This window comes from Paenibacillus sp. FSL L8-0644 (genome assembly GCF_038008165.1).
GTDB lineage: Bacteria > Bacillota > Bacilli > Paenibacillales > Paenibacillaceae > Paenibacillus > Paenibacillus polymyxa_D.
This window is the reverse complement of record NZ_JBBOYN010000001.1, coordinates 3,204,054-3,221,834: the sequence shown is the minus strand read 5'-3', so window position 1 is coordinate 3,221,834 and position 17,781 is coordinate 3,204,054. Positions and strand designations below refer to the sequence as shown.

At 46.5% G+C, this 17,781-nt stretch carries 18 protein-coding genes and 1 riboswitch; of the genes, 17 read left to right on the top strand and 1 reads right to left on the bottom strand.

The annotated features are described in order from the left end of the window. Positions 1-49 precede the first annotated feature (49 nt). The 15 genes from NSS94_RS14545 (at position 50) to ytfJ (ending at position 14,692) form a co-directional block, all read left to right on the top strand. Positions 50-703, top strand: a complete 654-nt coding sequence (locus NSS94_RS14545) for a stage V sporulation protein AA (RefSeq protein ID WP_341039544.1) — start codon at positions 50-52, stop codon at positions 701-703. Next, positions 700-1,122, top strand: coding sequence for a stage V sporulation protein AB (locus NSS94_RS14540; protein ID WP_029517296.1), 423 nt, complete (start codon positions 700-702; stop codon positions 1,120-1,122). Before NSS94_RS14545 ends, NSS94_RS14540 begins: the two co-directional genes overlap by 4 nt. 26 nt (positions 1,123-1,148) lie before the next feature. Then, entirely contained in the window at positions 1,149-2,843 is a 1,695-nt protein-coding gene (locus NSS94_RS14535; protein ID WP_029517297.1) for a spore germination protein, read from the top strand. 110 nt (positions 2,844-2,953) lie between these two features. Continuing rightward, positions 2,954-4,321 carry a diaminopimelate decarboxylase gene (gene lysA / locus NSS94_RS14530; RefSeq protein ID WP_341039542.1) on the top strand — a complete coding sequence of 456 codons (1,368 nt, stop codon included), beginning with the start codon at positions 2,954-2,956 and terminating at the stop codon, positions 4,319-4,321. A 162-nt stretch (positions 4,322-4,483) separates the two neighbouring features. Next, complete coding sequence (locus NSS94_RS14525) at positions 4,484-4,918, top strand: peptidylprolyl isomerase (protein ID WP_013310775.1); 435 nt, start codon at positions 4,484-4,486, stop codon at positions 4,916-4,918. Positions 4,919-5,170: 252 nt separating this feature from the next. Next, positions 5,171-6,184, top strand: a complete 1,014-nt coding sequence (locus tag NSS94_RS14520; protein WP_029517299.1) for a 2-oxoacid:acceptor oxidoreductase family protein — start codon at positions 5,171-5,173, stop codon at positions 6,182-6,184. Then, positions 6,184-8,472 (top strand): thiamine pyrophosphate-dependent enzyme, encoded by a 2,289-nt coding sequence (locus NSS94_RS14515; RefSeq protein WP_165147036.1) that lies wholly within the window; start codon positions 6,184-6,186, stop codon positions 8,470-8,472. Before NSS94_RS14520 ends, NSS94_RS14515 begins: the two co-directional genes overlap by 1 nt. A 219-nt stretch (positions 8,473-8,691) precedes the next feature. After that, positions 8,692-9,156, top strand: a complete 465-nt coding sequence (locus NSS94_RS14510; RefSeq protein WP_029517301.1) for an IDEAL domain-containing protein — start codon at positions 8,692-8,694, stop codon at positions 9,154-9,156. A gap of 71 nt (positions 9,157-9,227) precedes the next feature. Continuing rightward, positions 9,228-9,401, top strand: a riboswitch (FMN riboswitch). Positions 9,402-9,732: 331 nt separating this feature from the next. Continuing rightward, positions 9,733-10,398 carry a riboflavin synthase gene (ribE, locus tag NSS94_RS14505; RefSeq protein WP_341039540.1) on the top strand — a complete coding sequence of 222 codons (666 nt, stop codon included), beginning with the start codon at positions 9,733-9,735 and terminating at the stop codon, positions 10,396-10,398. A gap of 60 nt (positions 10,399-10,458) precedes the next feature. Then, a complete protein-coding gene (gene ribB / locus NSS94_RS14500; protein ID WP_341039539.1) occupies positions 10,459-11,142 on the top strand; it encodes a 3,4-dihydroxy-2-butanone-4-phosphate synthase in 684 nt (227 codons plus the stop codon). Between the two features lie 30 nt (positions 11,143-11,172). Continuing rightward, positions 11,173-11,637 carry a 6,7-dimethyl-8-ribityllumazine synthase gene (gene ribH / locus NSS94_RS14495; protein WP_023989205.1) on the top strand — a complete coding sequence of 155 codons (465 nt, stop codon included), beginning with the start codon at positions 11,173-11,175 and terminating at the stop codon, positions 11,635-11,637. Positions 11,638-11,811: 174 nt separating this feature from the next. Continuing rightward, the gene (locus NSS94_RS14490) at positions 11,812-12,606 is read left to right on the top strand and encodes a segregation and condensation protein A (protein WP_029517304.1); all 795 of its coding nucleotides are present in this window, start codon (positions 11,812-11,814) and stop codon (positions 12,604-12,606) included. Further along, positions 12,575-13,186: an SMC-Scp complex subunit ScpB gene (gene scpB, locus NSS94_RS14485; RefSeq protein ID WP_029517305.1), complete on the top strand. Its 612-nt coding sequence runs from the start codon at positions 12,575-12,577 to the stop codon at positions 13,184-13,186. Before NSS94_RS14490 ends, scpB begins: the two co-directional genes overlap by 32 nt. 168 nt (positions 13,187-13,354) lie before the next feature. Then, entirely contained in the window at positions 13,355-14,071 is a 717-nt protein-coding gene (locus NSS94_RS14480) for a DUF2953 domain-containing protein (RefSeq protein ID WP_341039537.1), read from the top strand. A 129-nt stretch (positions 14,072-14,200) separates the two neighbouring features. Further along, positions 14,201-14,692, top strand: a complete 492-nt coding sequence (gene ytfJ, locus NSS94_RS14475) for a GerW family sporulation protein (protein ID WP_029517307.1) — start codon at positions 14,201-14,203, stop codon at positions 14,690-14,692. A 91-nt stretch (positions 14,693-14,783) separates the two neighbouring features. Here ytfJ and NSS94_RS14470 read toward each other — a convergent pair whose 3' ends face one another. Then, positions 14,784-15,506, bottom strand: a complete 723-nt coding sequence (locus NSS94_RS14470) for a protein-glutamine gamma-glutamyltransferase (RefSeq protein ID WP_341039535.1) — start codon at positions 15,504-15,506, stop codon at positions 14,784-14,786. Positions 15,507-15,716: 210 nt separating this feature from the next. Here NSS94_RS14470 and NSS94_RS14465 point away from each other — a divergent pair, with 210 nt between their 5' ends. Both NSS94_RS14465 and NSS94_RS14460 read left to right on the top strand, forming a co-directional pair. Next, positions 15,717-16,979: a D-alanyl-D-alanine carboxypeptidase family protein gene (locus NSS94_RS14465; RefSeq protein ID WP_341039532.1), complete on the top strand. Its 1,263-nt coding sequence runs from the start codon at positions 15,717-15,719 to the stop codon at positions 16,977-16,979. 57 nt (positions 16,980-17,036) lie between these two features. Then, positions 17,037-17,780, top strand: coding sequence for a nucleoside recognition domain-containing protein (locus tag NSS94_RS14460; protein WP_069012707.1), 744 nt, complete (start codon positions 17,037-17,039; stop codon positions 17,778-17,780). Position 17,781 lies beyond the last annotated feature (1 nt).

The window sequence follows — 17,781 nt, the reverse complement described above, 5'->3', positions numbered from 1 at the left end:
TGCTTCGTTCCATACTAACTGATAATTACGAGGATAAGGAGGGGATCGGATGACTCATACTCCGGCTCCTACAGTAGCTCCTATTGTCTACTTGCGGCTCCGCAGCCGTGTCCGCATGATACAAGGACAGGATTTACATTTGGGTGATGTAGCCAATTTGCTGACTAATCCTGAATGGGAAAAGGAACTGCTTGGGCTTGTTCTCAAGCGGCCGCAGCACCAGGACGGTAATCTGATACTGATAGATATGCTGCAGATCATAGCAAAAATTAGAGATCATATTCCGGGGGTCGTAGTTGAATCTCTTGGGAAGCCGCATGTACTTGTCGAACTCGTGGAGAAACCCCGTAAGCCGTCCAAAATACTGTTTGTTTTGGTATGGGTGCTTCTGTTTTTTGGCTCTGCGCTGACAATTATGAATTTTCATGCCGACGTTAGCATGATGGAAGTACAGGTTCGGATTGTGGAGATGATTACGGGACATAAGGATGAGCATCCGTACCTGTTTCAAATTGCTTACTCAATCGGCATCGGCTTTGGCATGATCGTTTTTTTTAATCACTTGTTCAAGAAAAATTGGAACGAGGAGCCGACACCGCTGGAGGTGGAAATGTATCTGTACCAGGAAAATGTGGATCAGTATGTTGTGGCAGAGGAATATGAAAAGATGGCCCGTCTGCAGACAAAGGCTAAGAAACCATGATATTTGTACAGGCTGCACTTCAGATTATTTTAGGTATTGCTGGGGGCCTTGCGGTGGGTAGCGGTGTAATTGCTTTTTTTATTGTGCTGGATATCATGCCGCGATTAGCTCAACTCACCCGTACGTATAAAAAATCACGTGCATACGAAAAGGCAATGATTATAGGTTCAGTGCTGGGGACTGTGGTGGATTTTTGGAACATTTGCTTGCCACTACCGGGCATATTTACATGGATACCTGGGCTATTTTGCGGAGTGTTTATTGGTTTGCTCGCCGCGGCTTTAACGGAGGTATTAAATCTCCTGCCTATACTCGCCAAGCGACTCCACATGACCGTGTATATGCTCGGTCTGCTAATGGCAATGGTGCTTGGTAAGGTGACGGGTTCCTTATTTGACTGGTTTGTATACAACCGTTAACAACGAAAGCGAAGGGGACAAGGAATATGGATCACAGAGCGGATCAAGAGCATCGGGAGCAGCATCAAGAAGACGGGGTAATCGGAAGGGAATATCATACTGGCGAAGAAAAGTTGAGTCCATGGCAGGAAAAGCAGGCGCAGGAATCTGCACGTTTTAAACACAAAAAAGAGAGTGAGCGATCTGATAACGTAGAGGAGTCCGTTCGCTACTGGCAGGCCGAAGATAATATATCGCCGAGGATGAAGGATAACAAGAATACACTTGAAACAGTATTAGGTTTGGGGGAGACCTTTGATGTCGTATTCAGGGAAATGACACTGGGAGGGCGTCATACTGGATATCTGTTCCTGAATACCTTTGCGAAGGATCAAATTATGCTTGAAGTGCTAAAGCGGCTCACCTATCTGACGCCGGATAATCTCTCTTCCGATGGACTACAAGCGTATTTCGAAAACTTTATTCCACATATTCAGGTGGAGAAGACAGATAAGATGTCAGTCGTCATTAACAAGGTACTGACGGGGATGAGTGCCTTTTTCATGGAAGGTGAACGTTTTTCCCTTATTCTGGATACCCGTAATTATCCGGTGCGTAGTCCAGAGGAACCCTCTTTGGAGCGGGTTGTGCGCGGTGCCCGCGACGGGTTTACTGAAACAATGCTTACAAATGTAGGTCTGGTACGCCGGCGTTTGCGGGACCCAGGACTTAAATTTGAGGCTATGCAGGTCGGACGCCGAACTCGAACGGACGTATGCTTGGGCTATATTGACGATATTGTAGATAAGGTGATGGTGGATACTGTACGAGACAAAATTAAAAATGTTAATTTGGATGGTATTCCGCTGGCCGATAAGCAATTAGAGGAGACGATTATCAATAAAGGTTGGAATCCATATCCATTAGTACGATATTCGGAGCGACCAGATGTCGTGGCATCGCATATTATGGAAGGGAGACTCGTTATTTTCGTAGATACCTCACCCAGCGTGATGATCTTGCCTACCACTTTTTTTGACTTGTGTCAGCATGCAGAAGAAAATCGGCAAACCGCTTTTATGGGAAGTTATTTGCGGTGGGTACGTTTTTTAGGCATATTCGCCTCAATGTTTCTGCTTCCGATGTGGCTGCTAATGGTCATCAATCCCGAATTAAAACCAGCTTTTCTTGATTTTATTGGTCCTCAAAAGGAAGCACATCTTCCGCTGATTGCACAGTTTATCATCGTGGAACTAGGGGTCGATCTCATGCGAATGGCGGCTGTGCATACTCCGACACCACTGGCTTCCGCTATGGGCTTGATCGCAGCCATTCTGGTCGGTGATATAGCGGTTAAGACGGGACTTTTCGTGAATGAGGTCGTGCTGTATATGGCTGTCGCTGCCATAGGAATGTTCGCAACACCGAGCTACGAGCTGGGGCTGGCAAATAGACTGATTCGACTATTCCTGCTGGTTGCTGTTGCGATTTTTCACGTACCGGGCTTTGTCGTGGGTACGACACTGATCATTTTGATGCTGACGCTGCATCGGTCATATAATTCTTCGTATTTGTGGCCGTTCATTCCTTTTAATGCCAAAGCGTTAGCTTCCATCTTGTTCCGTATGCCTGTACTAGATGCGGCTAACCGCCCGTCATCTAACAAAACGAGGGACAATACGCGTATGCCCCATACGGATGCCGACACAGATTCGAACTCAGGCAATGGACAGGAGCATTAATATAAATGATCTGCATAAAAATCCATTGTTCTTGATGTTTTTTTTGCTATACTGGTGTAAACATTCGATGGAATATGACTAGCTTGTTCCAGAAAGAGAGGCGCCAGAACATGTATTTGCATGGAAGCAGTAAAATTAACAGCAATGGACATTTGGAGATCGGCGGTTGTGATACAACGCTTTTGAAAGAGCGTTTTGGCACGCCGCTATATATTGTTGACGAACAGTTAGTCCGCCGGCGTTGCCGGGAATTCATAGAAGCTTTTCGTGAAACTGGATTGAAGTTTCAAGTTGCTTATGCAAGCAAAGCGTTTTGTGTTATGGCGATGTGCGCTTTAGCTGCTGAAGAAGGGATGTCGCTTGACGTTGTTTCCAGTGGAGAATTATTTACTGCGCTACAAGCAGGGTTCCCGGCAGAACGAATCCATTTTCACGGCAATAACAAAACACCGGAAGAAATTGAAATGGCGTTAGATGCGCAAATTGGTTGCTTCGTCATCGATAGCGAAATGGAGTTGCATTTGTTGCAGGCCCTTGCCTCTGAGAAGGAACAGCAGGTGAATATCTTACTGCGGGTTACACCAGGGGTTGAGGCGCACACGCATGAATATATGGCCACAGGTCAAGAAGATTCGAAATTTGGCTTTGACATTGGGAACGGTACAGCACGCCAAGCAGTGGAACAGGCTATCAAGCTAGATCATCTTAACCTGCTGGGGGTACATTCTCATATCGGTTCGCAAATATTCGAAGTGAATGGCTTCCAAATGGCTGCTGAACGGGTTGCAGCTTTTTCCAGAGAAATTAAGGAACAGCTTCAGTTTTCTTTCAAAGTGATTAATCTGGGTGGGGGATTTGGCATTCGCTACACAGAAGAGGACACACCGCTGAAAGTTTCCACCTATGTGCAGGCTATCGGCGAAGCGGTGAAAACTTATTTTTCAGGACTTTACGATGAACTTCCAGAAATTTGGATTGAGCCGGGACGCAGTATTGTAGGCGATTCAGGCACGACCTTATATACGGTAGGAAGCATCAAGGATATTCCGCAAGTACGTAAATATGTTTCGGTAGATGGTGGGATGACAGATAATCCACGCCCTGCACTGTATCAGGCCAAGTATGAAGCGATGCTGGCTAATCGAGCGCAGGATACGAACGAAGAGACGGTGTCCATTGCGGGCAAATGCTGCGAAAGCGGCGATATGCTGATTTGGGATGTAGAGCTGCCTCGTATAAATAGCGGCGACTTGCTCGCTGTTGCCTCAACCGGAGCCTACAATTACTCGATGGCGAGTAATTATAACCGAATACGTCGACCTGCAGTTGTATTTGTCAACAACGGTGAAGCCGAGTTGGTGGTGCGTCGGGAAACCTACGAAGATATCGTACGCAACGATGTTGTGCCACAGCGCTTGGTTCGTGATCAAGCCAGTCCGGCGGTTCAGCCCAACGCCAAGATTACGGTTTCGTCCTGATTTTAACATTGTAAGATCAAGCAGGCCATTGAGTCGGTAATCATATACCGGGGTCAATGGCCCTTTTTTTTGGACAAGACTTTGCTAAGCGCGGCAATTCATAGTAAACTGGAACTTGATGTTATTTAGTTCTCAAAACAGGTTGAAAAGGAGATACAAACAATGAAAAAAGGTAGAATAGATCTTGAAAACGGCGGTATCGTCGAAATTGACTTTTTCCCAGAAGAAGCTCCAAACACCGTTGCTAACTTTGAAAAGCTGGCAAACAGCGGTTACTACAACGGTTTGAGCTTCCACCGTGTCATTCCTGGCTTTGTTGCTCAAGGTGGTTGTCCGATCGGTAACGGTACAGGCGGTCCTGGTTACACGATTGACTGTGAAACAGCTACGAATACAACAAAGCATGCCAAAGGCGTTCTGTCCATGGCTCATGCAGGTCGCAACACAGGTGGCAGCCAATTCTTTATCTGCTACGCTCCACAACCACATTTAGATGGAGTACATACTGTATTTGGTAAAGTAACCAAAGGTATGGAATTCATTGATGCTGTAAAGCAAGGCGACAAAATGAAAGAGGTTAAAGTATTTGACGTGTAATTTTACCGTTAATTACATGATCTTTTTTTAATAGCGTTGCACCTAAGCCGTTCTGTCTTTGGACAGGGCGGCTTTTGTTGTCTTTTGTTTGACGGTTTATTGATTTTCGCAATCACGTAGGCATTACAGTGCGTAAGATCACATTCGAAAAGTAAGTGTTGTGATAGCCTTTTCATAAGAATGCAATTTCCAATTTTTTTTATATGAGTATTCAAACTCGTTAAGGATTGGAAAAGAAGGGGGCTTATCACATTGTCTATTTTAACGAGCACAAATCGACTCGGATTTTTTGAAATCCGACTGGAATCCATTGGTGGACTCGGCGCTAATCTGGCTGGCAAAATGTTGGCCGAAACCGGGGTGCTTGGTTTGGGGCTGAATGCTTCAAATTTTTCGTCCTACGGTTCGGAAAAAAAGGGAACTCCGGTTAAAAGTTTCGTCCGTTTCTGTGAGCCAGAAGTCGATATTCGGGATCACAGTCCGATTGAGCAACCGCATGTGGTAGGCATTTTCCATGAAACGTTATACAAAACGGTAAATGTAATCAGCGGACTGCCAGCGGATGGGATTGTAGTGGTTAATTCCACGCGTCCAGCAGAAGAAATACGGGCTGATTTGGGACTGGTATCCGGAACATTAGCGGTGGTGGATGCGATGGGCATCGCACTGGAAGAGCGAACCAAACTAAATACGTCCATGCTCGGTGCCTTGTTCCGTGTCTGTGACTTCCTGGACCCGGAAGCGATGAGATCGGTTATACGCAGTACCTTTGAAAAGAAAAATCCACTGTTAGTGGAACCTAATCTGCGTACGTTTAACCGTGGTTATGATGAAATGGAACTGCACGTATATCCGGTTACTGATGACGCGCAGGATCGGGTTTTTGAACGTCCGCAGCCATTGCTGGGATACGAAACGCAATTACTGGGGGGCGTTATTGCAACTCAGGGAAACAGCATAACGAGAGATGTTAGTGGTTCACGTCAGGGGTATGTGCCTGAATATGAAGTTGATAAATGTACCCATTGTGCCAAGTGTGATTCGATTTGCCCGGATTATTGTTTTGTATGGGAAGAGCAAGCAGACAAACGCGGAAGAATGATGCCATTTTTGCAAGGGATTGATTACCAGTATTGCAAAGGATGTCTGAAATGTGTAGATATTTGCCCATCGGGGGCACTAAGCTCGCGTCGCGAGCAATGGGGATGGGCTGAACAGAATCGAGTTGCCCACCAATTTCCGGTATATGAAGGAGGGCGTGCGTAATGGCAAAACTGGAGGAAGAACTCAAACAGACAGGCGCCGCGCAAGTGACAACGTTCGAATCCGGTAATGAAATGGCAGCAACGGCGGCTGCGCAGATTAATTATCATATGATGGGATATTTCCCGATTACTCCATCTACCGAGGTAGCGCAGTATCTAGATCAGATGAGAACGAGAGGTCAGCATAATATTAAGCTGGTTGCAGCAGACGGAGAACACGGATCGGCAGGGATTTGTTATGGAGCTGCCGCAGCGGGAGCGAGGGTGGTGAACGCCACTAGTTCGCAAGGTTTCCTGTACATGCTGGAGCAGTTACCTGTTCAGTCAGGTACCCGTTTTCCTATGGTTATGAATCTGGTGACACGAGCTGTCAGTGGTCCCCTAGATATTCGCGGAGATCATTCGGATCTGTACTATGGTTTGAATACAGGCTGGGTCATTTTGACGGCAAGTACACCACAGGCTGTGTATGATATGAACATTATGGCACTAAAAATTGCAGAGCACAGCGATGTTCGGCTGCCTGTAATGGTCGCATATGACGGTTTTTATACGTCCCATCAAAAACGTAAAGTGCAATATTTTGCCGATGCTGAGACCGTGCGTGGTTTTGTAGGTCCTAACCCGAACTTAAATTATCCGAATATTACGGATTTTGATCATCCTGTTACTGTGGGCGCGCATATGAACGGCGATGACTTGACGAATAATCATGTTCAGCTGTCCGAAGCACTGAAGCTGTCAGAAGGAGTATATGAGCAGGTAGCAGCAGAATATGCCGCTTTATCCGGTCGGGAATACCCGATTTTAGATCTGTATCAAATGGAGGATGCTGAGGTTGCGGTATTTCTGTTGAATTCGGCGGCTGAATCGGCCAAGGATGTGGCGGATCAACTCCGCGCGCGCGGAATTAAAGCTGGTGTGATACGTCCGAACATCATCCGACCGTTCCCAGCCGCACAACTGCGGGAAGCATTACGCAATGTCAAGGCGTTGCTGGTAGGTGAACGTGCAGACTCGTATGGGGCGGACGGCGGTAATTTAACGCATGAAATTAAAGCGGCCTTGCAGGAGGACCCGCTGAATCGGACACTCGTGTTGAGCCGTATCTTTGGCTTGGGCGGCAAAGATTTTTATGCAGAAGATGCAGAGGCGTTCTTCCAGCTTGCAATCGAGGCGGCAGAGGCCGGACGAGTAGAGAAGCCCTTTGATTACTACGGAATTAATTCGGGTTCACCGGACAAGGTGATGCCGCAAGTTATGCAGCCGCCACGTGGTAATGATTACCGGACGGGTCTGATTCAGGTTACGCCGGACGAGGAGACCGGGAAGCTCAAGGTCAAGGTACCACCTTTGCGGTCGTTGACAACCAAACCACGGCGTCTTTCACCAGGCCACGGAGCTTGTCCAGGATGTGGGGCATTGTCTGCGCTGGAACTGTTTTTCAAAGGTATTGAAGGGGATATTGTCGTGCTGTTCCAGACAGGCTGCGTATATGTGACGACGACAGGGTATCCATATACATCACACAAACAACCGATGATCCACAATCTTTTTCAAAACGGGGCCGCTACCCTTTCAGGAGCGCTGGAAGCTTACATGGAAATGAAACGGCGTAATGAAATTGAGATGTCGGACGATCCGACCTTTATCATGATTAGTGGTGACGGTGGGATGGATATTGGTATGGGTTCTGCGATTGGTGCGGCTCTGCGTAATCATAAGCTAATCATGCTGGAATATGATAACGAGGGGTACATGAATACAGGTTCACAGCAATCTTACTCCACTCCGCTCGGTCACATGACCAGTACGTCGGGTGTAGGTAAAATGCAAAAAGGAAAGCAAGGGCATCACAAGGATACCGTGCAAATCATGGCTGCTTGTAACATTCCGTATGCTTTTACCGCTGCTGAAAGTCATCCGCAGGATATGCTGCGTAAAGCAGCCAAGGCTCAATGGTATGCAAACAACGTGGGTACGGCCTATGGTAAAATCCTGTGCGCCTGTCCGCTGAATTGGAAATCCGAAGACAGACTGGGTACCAGCATTGTGGGCGCCGCAGTCGAGTCCTGTTTCTTTCCTTTGTACGAAATAGAGCAAGGCAGTACGACGATTACGTACAATCCGGAGGACAAAGGAAAACGAATTCCAGCTGCTGAATGGCTGAAATTAATGGGTAAAACGAAGCATCTTATTAAGGAGGAGGCTACGCTGGCGACCTTTGAACAGGAGATTGAGCGTCGCTGGACTATCCTGAAAAAGAAACATGAAATTTCAGAGCTATAATCCTGTTTTTTGCATAATCATCGATTAACATTGTTAGCCGCTGTTACTGTAGTGGCTCGATCAAGATTCTTTGCGCTTTTTGCGCAAAGAATCTTTTTTGTCGTTTATGGGTTGAAGCATAAAAAAACAGGTAATGATTTCCGATATAGGAGTGGAGGCCTATAAGAGGCACGTTAAAAAGTTTTCTTCTGAATTTTAAGATGCAATGAGGTGCAGGTAATGATTAAGCTGAATACAGTTGAAATAATCGAAATTATAAAGAAGCAAATCCCTAAGGTTATGAACATCAAGCCAGTGGAACTCAAGTTTACGGATGATTTTGGACGGACCTCGCTGGCAGCGACAGAACACAAATTTACGCTGACGAACCAGCATTATTCTGCCAAGGTGATGGATTGCGTGTTAGAAACACAAGTACGCCCCATTTTAATGTGCGAAATTATTTATTTTCTAAAATGCGAGTTTATTGACGGACATGTTGATGTACGACTGGATTATGAAGCATGTTCTGAGGAAGGGCGAGGACCGGTTGCTTCAGCCGTAATTACCTTTGATCATGCAACAGAGCTGGGAGTCGAGGAACTGGCCGATCTGATTGACTTGGCGCTTCATATGAACGATAAAACCTGGTTTGAAGAACTCTCCAGCCAATATGTCAAAACCAAAGCAGGAGCTTCTATTTGATAACTTGCTTTTTTTAGAAGTCGGTGCTAATATACGTAACAAGTTTAATGTTAATTCAATTAAATAAGAGCAAGATCCTTCGGGGCGGGGCGAAATTCCCCACCGGCGGTGATGACATGTTTGTGGATCGTTTTTGTGAGAAACAGCATGGCTTAGTCCGTGACCCGGATGCTGAATGATCAGCAGAAGGTGGACCTGGTGCAAATCCGGGACCGACAGTATAGTCTGGATGGGAGAAGGATACGAAGCGCATGTGCATGACGTGACATGTGCCGATTTTTAGCATACCCAATTGTGCGTACGGCTTATTTCGTTGTAGGACAGCATCGGGCGATAGCTTGCTTAAGCTTTCTTTTTGATGGGTGTTCTGAGCGTATTTGGTTGTATACTCAGTCATGCTTTCTATTGGCAAACCTATGATTTCATGTCGTCTTAAGATGCAAATGAACTGCGCTTGTATACTACAAATGTGACTCTCATCACCCCCATGACGGATTGAATCCGAACTGGGGGTTTTTTGCGCTTATAGCTGATGAATTAGGGATAAACTGAGATGTAGTGGAAAGGAGTGAAGGCATGTTTACCGGATTGGTCGAGGAAGTGGGTCGTATTCAAACCATTTCCAAAAGCGGTGAAGCGATGGTGCTGGGGATTTCGGGTTCCGTGGTGTTGGGCGATTTAAAAATAGGAGACAGTGTCTCAGTGAATGGCGTTTGCCTGACGGCGATACAGATCGGTACGAAAGACTTTAAGGTTGATGTGATGCCGGAAACCTTTCGTAGCACTAATCTGAAAGAGTTGAGATCCGGCAGCCGAGTCAATCTGGAGCGAGCGATGGCGGCGAGTGGAAGGTTCGGAGGACATATCGTGCAAGGACATGTGGACGGGACGGGAACGATTCGCGGGGTGACATCAGACCAGAATGCAGTGGTGTTCGAAATTGAGCCTAAAAATCAAACATTATTTAAATATATTCTTCTCAAAGGGTCAATCACAATTGATGGTATAAGCCTCACAGTCGCACAGCGTACGGGAGATACCTTTGCCGTATCCATTATTCCCCACACCTTATCCGAAACGGCCTTACAAGCCAAACGTGAGGGGGATACCGTCAATATCGAATGCGATATTTTGGGCAAATATGTAGAACAGCTTTTAAATTACAGAGGTGCAACGGAGGCGGAGAGAGTAGAAAAAGCTCCTCTCAGTTTGGACTATTTGGCGAAATACGGCTTTGCCTGATATTGAATGGTAAACCTGTTTAGGAGCATTCGTGGCACAAGACATAAGGAGGAAAGTGTTATGGATAGAGGTAGCCAAACAAGTGCAATGGCAAACGTCATAGAGCATGGCGAGTTGGAACATGACGAAGAGATTCGTTTGGATTCCATCGAAGAAGCGTTGGAGGACTTGAAAAACGGTAAGGTTGTCATTGTAGTGGATGATGAACAGCGCGAAAATGAAGGCGATTTTATCGCTTTGGCTGAAAAAGCGTCGCCTGAGGTCATTAATTTCATGATTACAGAAGGTCGCGGGTTGGTCTGTGTGCCGATCACACGACAAAGAGCCGAGGCCTTGGAATTGCATCCTATGGTAAAGCAAAATACAGATTTCCACGGTACTGCCTTTACGGTATCGGTAGATCATATGGAGACAACAACGGGGATTTCAGCGGCCGAGCGTTCCTTGACTGTACGCGCCTTGGCAGACGAAGCAGTCACAGGAAGTGATTTCCGCAAGCCTGGTCACATGTTCCCGCTGATTGCTCGCGATGGGGGTGTCTTGCAGCGTGCTGGTCACACGGAGGCGGCTGTTGATCTGGCTCGACTCAGTGGCTTCAAGCCTGCTGGAGTCATTTGTGAAATTATAAAGGAAGATGGCTCAATGGCCCGCCTGCCTGATCTGGCATTGGTCGCTAAGCGACATCAATTGAAGCTGATCAGTATTCAGGATTTGGTGGACTACCGTCGTCGTTTGTCATTGTAAATAATTTAAATTAAGAGAGGTTGATTAATTATGGCACGTTTTCTAGAAGGTAATCTTGTATCGAACGGTTTAAAATATGGTATTGTGGTGGGCAGATTTAATGAGTTTATTACGAGCAAGCTGTTAAGCGGTGCAATTGACGCACTTCAACGACATGGTGCACAGGAAGATGAAATTGATGTAGCCTGGGTTCCGGGTGCATTTGAAATTTCACTAATTGCGCAAAAAATGGCTGCAAGCGGCAAATATGATGCCGTAATTACGCTGGGTACGGTCATCCGTGGTTCTACTTCACATTATGATATCGTCTGCAATGAAGTGGCCAAGGGTGTGGCAGCGAGCAGCCTAAAAACGGGAGTACCTGTTATTTTTGGGGTAGTGACTACAGAAAACATTGAACAGGCTATTGAACGAGCAGGTACGAAGGCTGGTAATAAAGGTTGGGATTCAGCACTGGCTGCGATTGAAATGGCCAATCTCGGCAAGCAATTTTAATGATAGGAATAGCTGAATAGAACGGTATAAACTGCGAGGGGAAAAAAGGGATTGGATTGTTAAGCAAGGCGATGACGTATATACTACAGAAAGAGGGATTGATAACGCAGAGCATAAGTGCTATAGGGAAAGGTATTGTTGAATGATGATTGGAGTAAGGCAGGGGGAAGCACATTGACAGTCGTAAACTACAAGCTGGAAACATTCGAGGGTCCGCTGGATCTACTGTTGCATCTGATTGATAAAGCCGAAATCGACATTCAGGATATCCCGATTAGCGATATTACTGATCAGTATATGGCTTTTTTGCACAGTATGCAGGAGCTGGAACTGGACATTACGAGCGAGTTTCTGGTGATGGCGGCGACGCTCTTATCCATTAAGAGTAAATTGTTGCTTCCCAAGCCACCTGTGATGGAATATGACGATTTGGATTTTTATGAGGAAGAGGATTATGATCCACGTGAGGAACTGGTCCGCAAGCTGGTGGAGTATCGTAAATATAAAGGGATTGCTCGCCATCTAAGTGAACGTGAGTGGGAGCGGAGTCTAATTTATGGCAAAGAGCCAGAAGATCTGAGTGCATTCCTGCCCACTGAACCCGTAAATCCGGTGCATGGGCTGCATGCAAGCGATTTGGTCGCAGCCTTTCAGCGTGCTTTGCGCAAAGCAGAACGACGTACGACGGTAACCCGTGTTCATCGGGACGAAATTTCAGTCAAGGACCGTATCCGGCAAGTTATCGGGGCTTTAGAGATGGTGGGGAATGGAGGACGGCTACTGTTCTCCAAGCTGATGCATGAGGATATGTATCGGCATGAAGTGGTTGTGACCTTTTTGGCTATCCTTGAACTGATGAAAATGAAGCAAATTTTCTGTTATCAGGAGAAGCTTTTCGATGATATTGTAATGGAGTGGAGAGGGGATTTACGGGTTAATGGATTATCTGAAGCTGAAATCAATTATTGAGGGACTGCTGTTTCTAGCAGGAGAGGAAGGGTTGTCCACCAAGCAGATCGCCGACATTGTAGAGCAGCAGCAAGAGCTGGTTGAACAGTGCCTGGAAGATATGAAGCAGGACATGGAGCAGGGGGGAAGAGGCCTGCAACTTGTCCGTATTGCCGGTCATTATCAGCTTGCAACTTTATCCGAACATGCACCTTACTTTGAAAAGCTCGCATACTCTCCGGCACGTGCGTCACTGTCTCAAGCTGCTTTGGAGACGCTGGCCATTGTGGCCTACCGCCAGCCCATTACAAGAGTTGAAATCGAAGAGATTCGGGGGGTTAAATCCGAGCGGGCCATACATACACTGGTCAACAAGGAGCTCATTGAAGAGAAAGGTCGAGCTGAAGCCATCGGACGGCCGATATTGTACGGAACGACGAAATCATTTTTGGATTATTTCGGTCTGGGCTCTCTGGCAGATCTACCGCAACCGGAGCTGTTCGAGAATTCGGACAATTTGGAGGAAGAGACTCAATTATTGTTCGAGCGTCTGGAGAGTAGCCAGCCTGCGGCCAACGATCTAGATCTTGAATCCCAATAAAGTTGCTCCGGATCTTGCGGTTCACTTATGTAAAAGTTCAAACAGACAGCCAGTCCTCATATCGTTGGGGGCTGGCTGTTGGTATTTTAAGATGCATGATTTTCCGGCGAACGGTCATACTATTTTTGCCATGATATTCTATAGCAAAAAGGTAGGGAGGACACGCCAGTGTGGAAATGGATCAGTATCGCCATCATCGTCGTTATATTACTTGTACTGGCAGTTCTGCTCTCTCGTATTCGTTTGAAGCTGAATATTGCCAAACATGACAATGATGATCGGGCGCATCTAGAGATCAGATTTCTATACGGGATGATAAAAATGAATTACGATGTGCCGGCCATTCTCATAACAGGGTTGAAAAAGGGGCTTCTCTATCGGCTAGATCGCAACAAAAACATACATAAAACGGATGCTTCCGTGGATAGCGGTAATATTGATACAGTAAAAATCAAGCAATTTATACATGATATACGGGTTTTGCTCAAGGGAACGAAATCCTTTAATAAATGGTTGCGACATACATTGGCACATGTGACGATGTCCAAAATGGAATGGTCTACCAACATTAGTCTTGCTGACGCGGCATATACAGCTACCTCAACTGGTATTTTGTGGGGATTAAAAACAACCTTGATCGGTTATGCTTCAAGCTTTGTACGCATGGATTGTACCCCTAAGCTGTATGTTGTGCCCTATTGGGTGGATCGCTTGCGTTTTACCACCACTTTGAACTGTGAAGCAAACGTATCGCTCGGCTATTTAATGTTCTCCTTGCTCATCTTATCTTACCGCATATGGCGCGTTCCGGGTGGACCGGAGGCATGGAAACGGGTTTTTTTCAAAAAAAATGCGGCGGATCATCAAGCTAACAATGAATGGTAAACAGTGGAGAGAGGTGAGACTCAATCCTTTCTGAACTATCGAATGACATACATATTTCCTTGAACCCCTGCGCACAATAGCGAAAGAAAAGGCAGTCTACGCTTGAGATAAGCAGAGGAGGAATAAATCATGTCAGATCACCCGATTCAAGGGCTCATGCAAACCGCAATGGAAAACATCAAAGCCATGGTAGACGTGAATACGATTGTAGGAGACGCAGTGGAAACACCCGATGGTTCTGTTATTTTGCCAATCAGTAAGGTGGGATTTGGTTTCGCTGCCGGGGGAAGTGATTTTAACGTAGACGAAGAGGCACTTCATACTTCCTCGGCGTCGGGTAATCATAGCGGGAAGGAAGGGCATCCTTTTGGAGGCGGTAGCGGTGGTGGTGTATCTATTCATCCCATTGCTTTTCTGGTTGTTGGCAAACAGGGGGCACAGATCGTTCCATTGGACAATCAAACGCATCTGATTGAGAAGCTCATTGACTCCACGCCATACCTGATTGATAAGGTTCAGTCTATCTTCCGGAATTCAGGCGGCGACTTGCAGACTCCCCCCCCACAGGTACCTGTAGATGTTGCTACGGATCACAGTAATTCTGGCCCGGCTTACTTGTAAAAGTTATTGAAATTAAAAGCGTTCTCTCAGGAAGGTATCCCAAAGCCGAGTATAGGCTAAGGAATACCTTCTTTTCTGCTTGTACTTGGCCCTATCCCCGAATATACTGCCTTCCCCCAATGAAAGCATGTATATGGTGACTGTATTCCTGTTGATACAAAGTATGCAGCGAGATTTCATTTTTTCGATTTCCTTCGGCAGCAAACTGCGATAGGTAGATGAAGTCCGGATAGATCACTTCATCCGTCAAATAAGCAGATACCGTGGCTTCCGGTCGACGATGTTGATTCAGGGAATCGATAATACCCTTCGCCGGCAAGATGCCAATCCCATGTCCATAAAACAAGTCTTCCTTCAGCTTAACGACATTTTCTCCTTTCCATTCTAATGTTTCAGACGACACATCCGGATTGTTGAAATACAGAATATCGCCAGGAGCCGCTTTATGACTTCCTTCCTGCTGTATGAGCCTGAGGTCGCTGTCATAGTGCCAGTCATACAGCAGCATATCTGCAAAAATCCGATTAAACTCACTTTCCAGAATGGAATCCAGCACTCCATTGTACAGCACAATAACCATAGCTGTTGCACATTCAAAAGCGTATTGATGACCGTTTAAAAAGATATCTCTGATGCCTTGGGCCGGTGTGACACCTGCTTTGATCTGAAAGCCACCTTTTTCCGTTAAATTCCAAAATTTCGGGTTGCAACGTGCGGTAGCAAAAGTGGCAAAGGATACACCGCTTCGATGCAATGCTTCTGCGGACTCTACAATCCGCGATCTTAAAATCATTTCAAACTGTAGTCGCTGCATGTTATAACCCCTCGATCCATATTTAACGTTTAGTAACTAATATATATGTGCTCAGGAGGGCATGTTGCTTGGTTTGTGTAGAAAGAAAGCGAAAAAGGAGCAGCTAATGGCTAGTCCTGTAAAAGGAATTTTCTGTTATAAAGGTGGACATACTTTGAACAGCTTGGACATAGAATGGTACAAGACTTGCTCAAAACCGGAGGAATCCAAATGTTTAAAAAAAAGCAACACATTCACGCGGACCACAGCCATTTCTTGAATAAGGCACGCGCATTTGTTTTGCCGCTGGTACTACTGCTTATTTTGTCATTGCCGCTTACGTTGCTAAGTCCGCAGTCCGTTCGGGGAGCGATAAAAACAGAAGTAGCGCCGCCCGCATTAGGAACCCATGCACAGGCTGCTTCTTTAATTGATGTTACATCAGGAAGAATCATTTATTCTTCCGAAGGTGACCGGGAGCTACGTATTGCCAGCCTGACCAAAATTATGACAGCGATCGTGGCTATTGAACATGGACGCTTGCAGGACCGGGTAAAGGTGAGCCCAACCGCGTATGCCAAAGAAGGGTCCTCGCTTTTTCTGCAAATGGGTGAACAAATGTCATTGGAAAATATGCTGTACGGCTTAATGCTCCGTTCTGGTAATGATGCCGCTTCTGCCATTGCTGAGCATGTGGGGGGGACAGAAGAGGGATTTGTTCATTTGATGAACGACAAGGCGGTTCAGCTTGGGCTAAGCCATACACATTTTGCTAATCCGCACGGGCTGGATGCCGAGGGACATTATTCCTCAGCCAATGATATGGCCCGGCTTACTGCTTATGCGCTGCATAATCCAACTTTTGCCCGTATCGTAAAAACAGAATTGAAAAAAGCACCGAATCCCAACGACTCTTGGGACTACTCATGGCACAATAAAAACAAAATGCTGCGGCTGTATGACGGAGCTGACGGGGTGAAAACAGGCTTTACCAAAAAAGCGTTTCGCTGTCTGGTCAGTTCGGCTACACGGGACGGTCGTCAGCTCGCTGCTGTTACCTTGAATGACGGGGACGATTGGAACGATCATGCCCGTATGCTTGATTACGGATTCCGATATTATCCGCTCATTCCGATTACGGACAAGCAGCAACCTATCGATGGTTACCCACTATTAACAGGTACAAGCTTTGCCTATCCTTTACATGATGGCGAGAAAACCCAGTTGCACAAAAGACTGGTGTTGTATAAAAATTCCGCTTCTGCCGATAGAGCGGACGTATCTTTTGGCTTACGAGGACGGGTTGAATTCCTTTTGGAAGGTAAACTTATCGGTTCTGTTCCTGTGTATGCAAAAGGTAGTAAGCTGCCTGCTCAAAATACCGTACAGCCACAGAAGGAGACTCCAACTGCACAAGAACCTGCGAACAATACTCAGCAACGAGGTTGGACGAGCAGATGGAACGAAATCCTTAAAAATTTGTTTGGAGCATAGGGCAACCAGGAAATAGAGCTGTACGTGTCACATCATTGGGAAAAGGAGGAATCAGCCATGATTCATCTCATATGGGTGGCTTTGATTTGTATTGGATTTGTATTTGCTGCCGCGCAGGGAAATATTGAGGTGGTGACGAAAGCGGCTTTTGACGGGGCAACTACGGGGGTTACAGTGTGCTTTGGACTGATAAGTGTGCTGGTGTTCTGGATGGGCATGATGCGGCTGGCTGAAGATGGCGGGCTCTTACAGAAAATATCCAAGCTTCTTTCTCCTTTAGTTGCCTTTCTCTTCCCTGATGTTCCGCGTAATCATCCCGCTATGGGTTACATTCTGTCCAATATGAGCGCCAATCTGCTGGGTCTGGGGAATGCAGCCACACCGATGGGAATCAAGGCGATGCAAGAGCTGCAGACGCTCAATCCAGATAAGCAAACCGCCACACCAGCCATGTGTACGCTACTCGCCCTGAATACAGCCAGTATTACGCTTATTCCTACGACGTTGATCGCGATACGGCTAAATTTTCATTCCGCACATCCGGCAGAAATCGTCGGTACGACACTGGTAGCGACCGCAATAGCCACCTTTGCTGCAATTGCGGCGGATCGTTGGTACCGTAGTCGAGAATTGCGCCGCCGTCCTCCGGCGATTCCGCCGTCCCAGTCATCCTTGGCGCCACTCGCCCCACCAGCACCAACATCTGCTGCCTCTTCAACTACGTTGCCCGTATCTTCACCTGCCGTTCCGCGAACGGGAATCACGGCTGCCAAGGGCAGGGACACCACTTGGAAAGGATGAG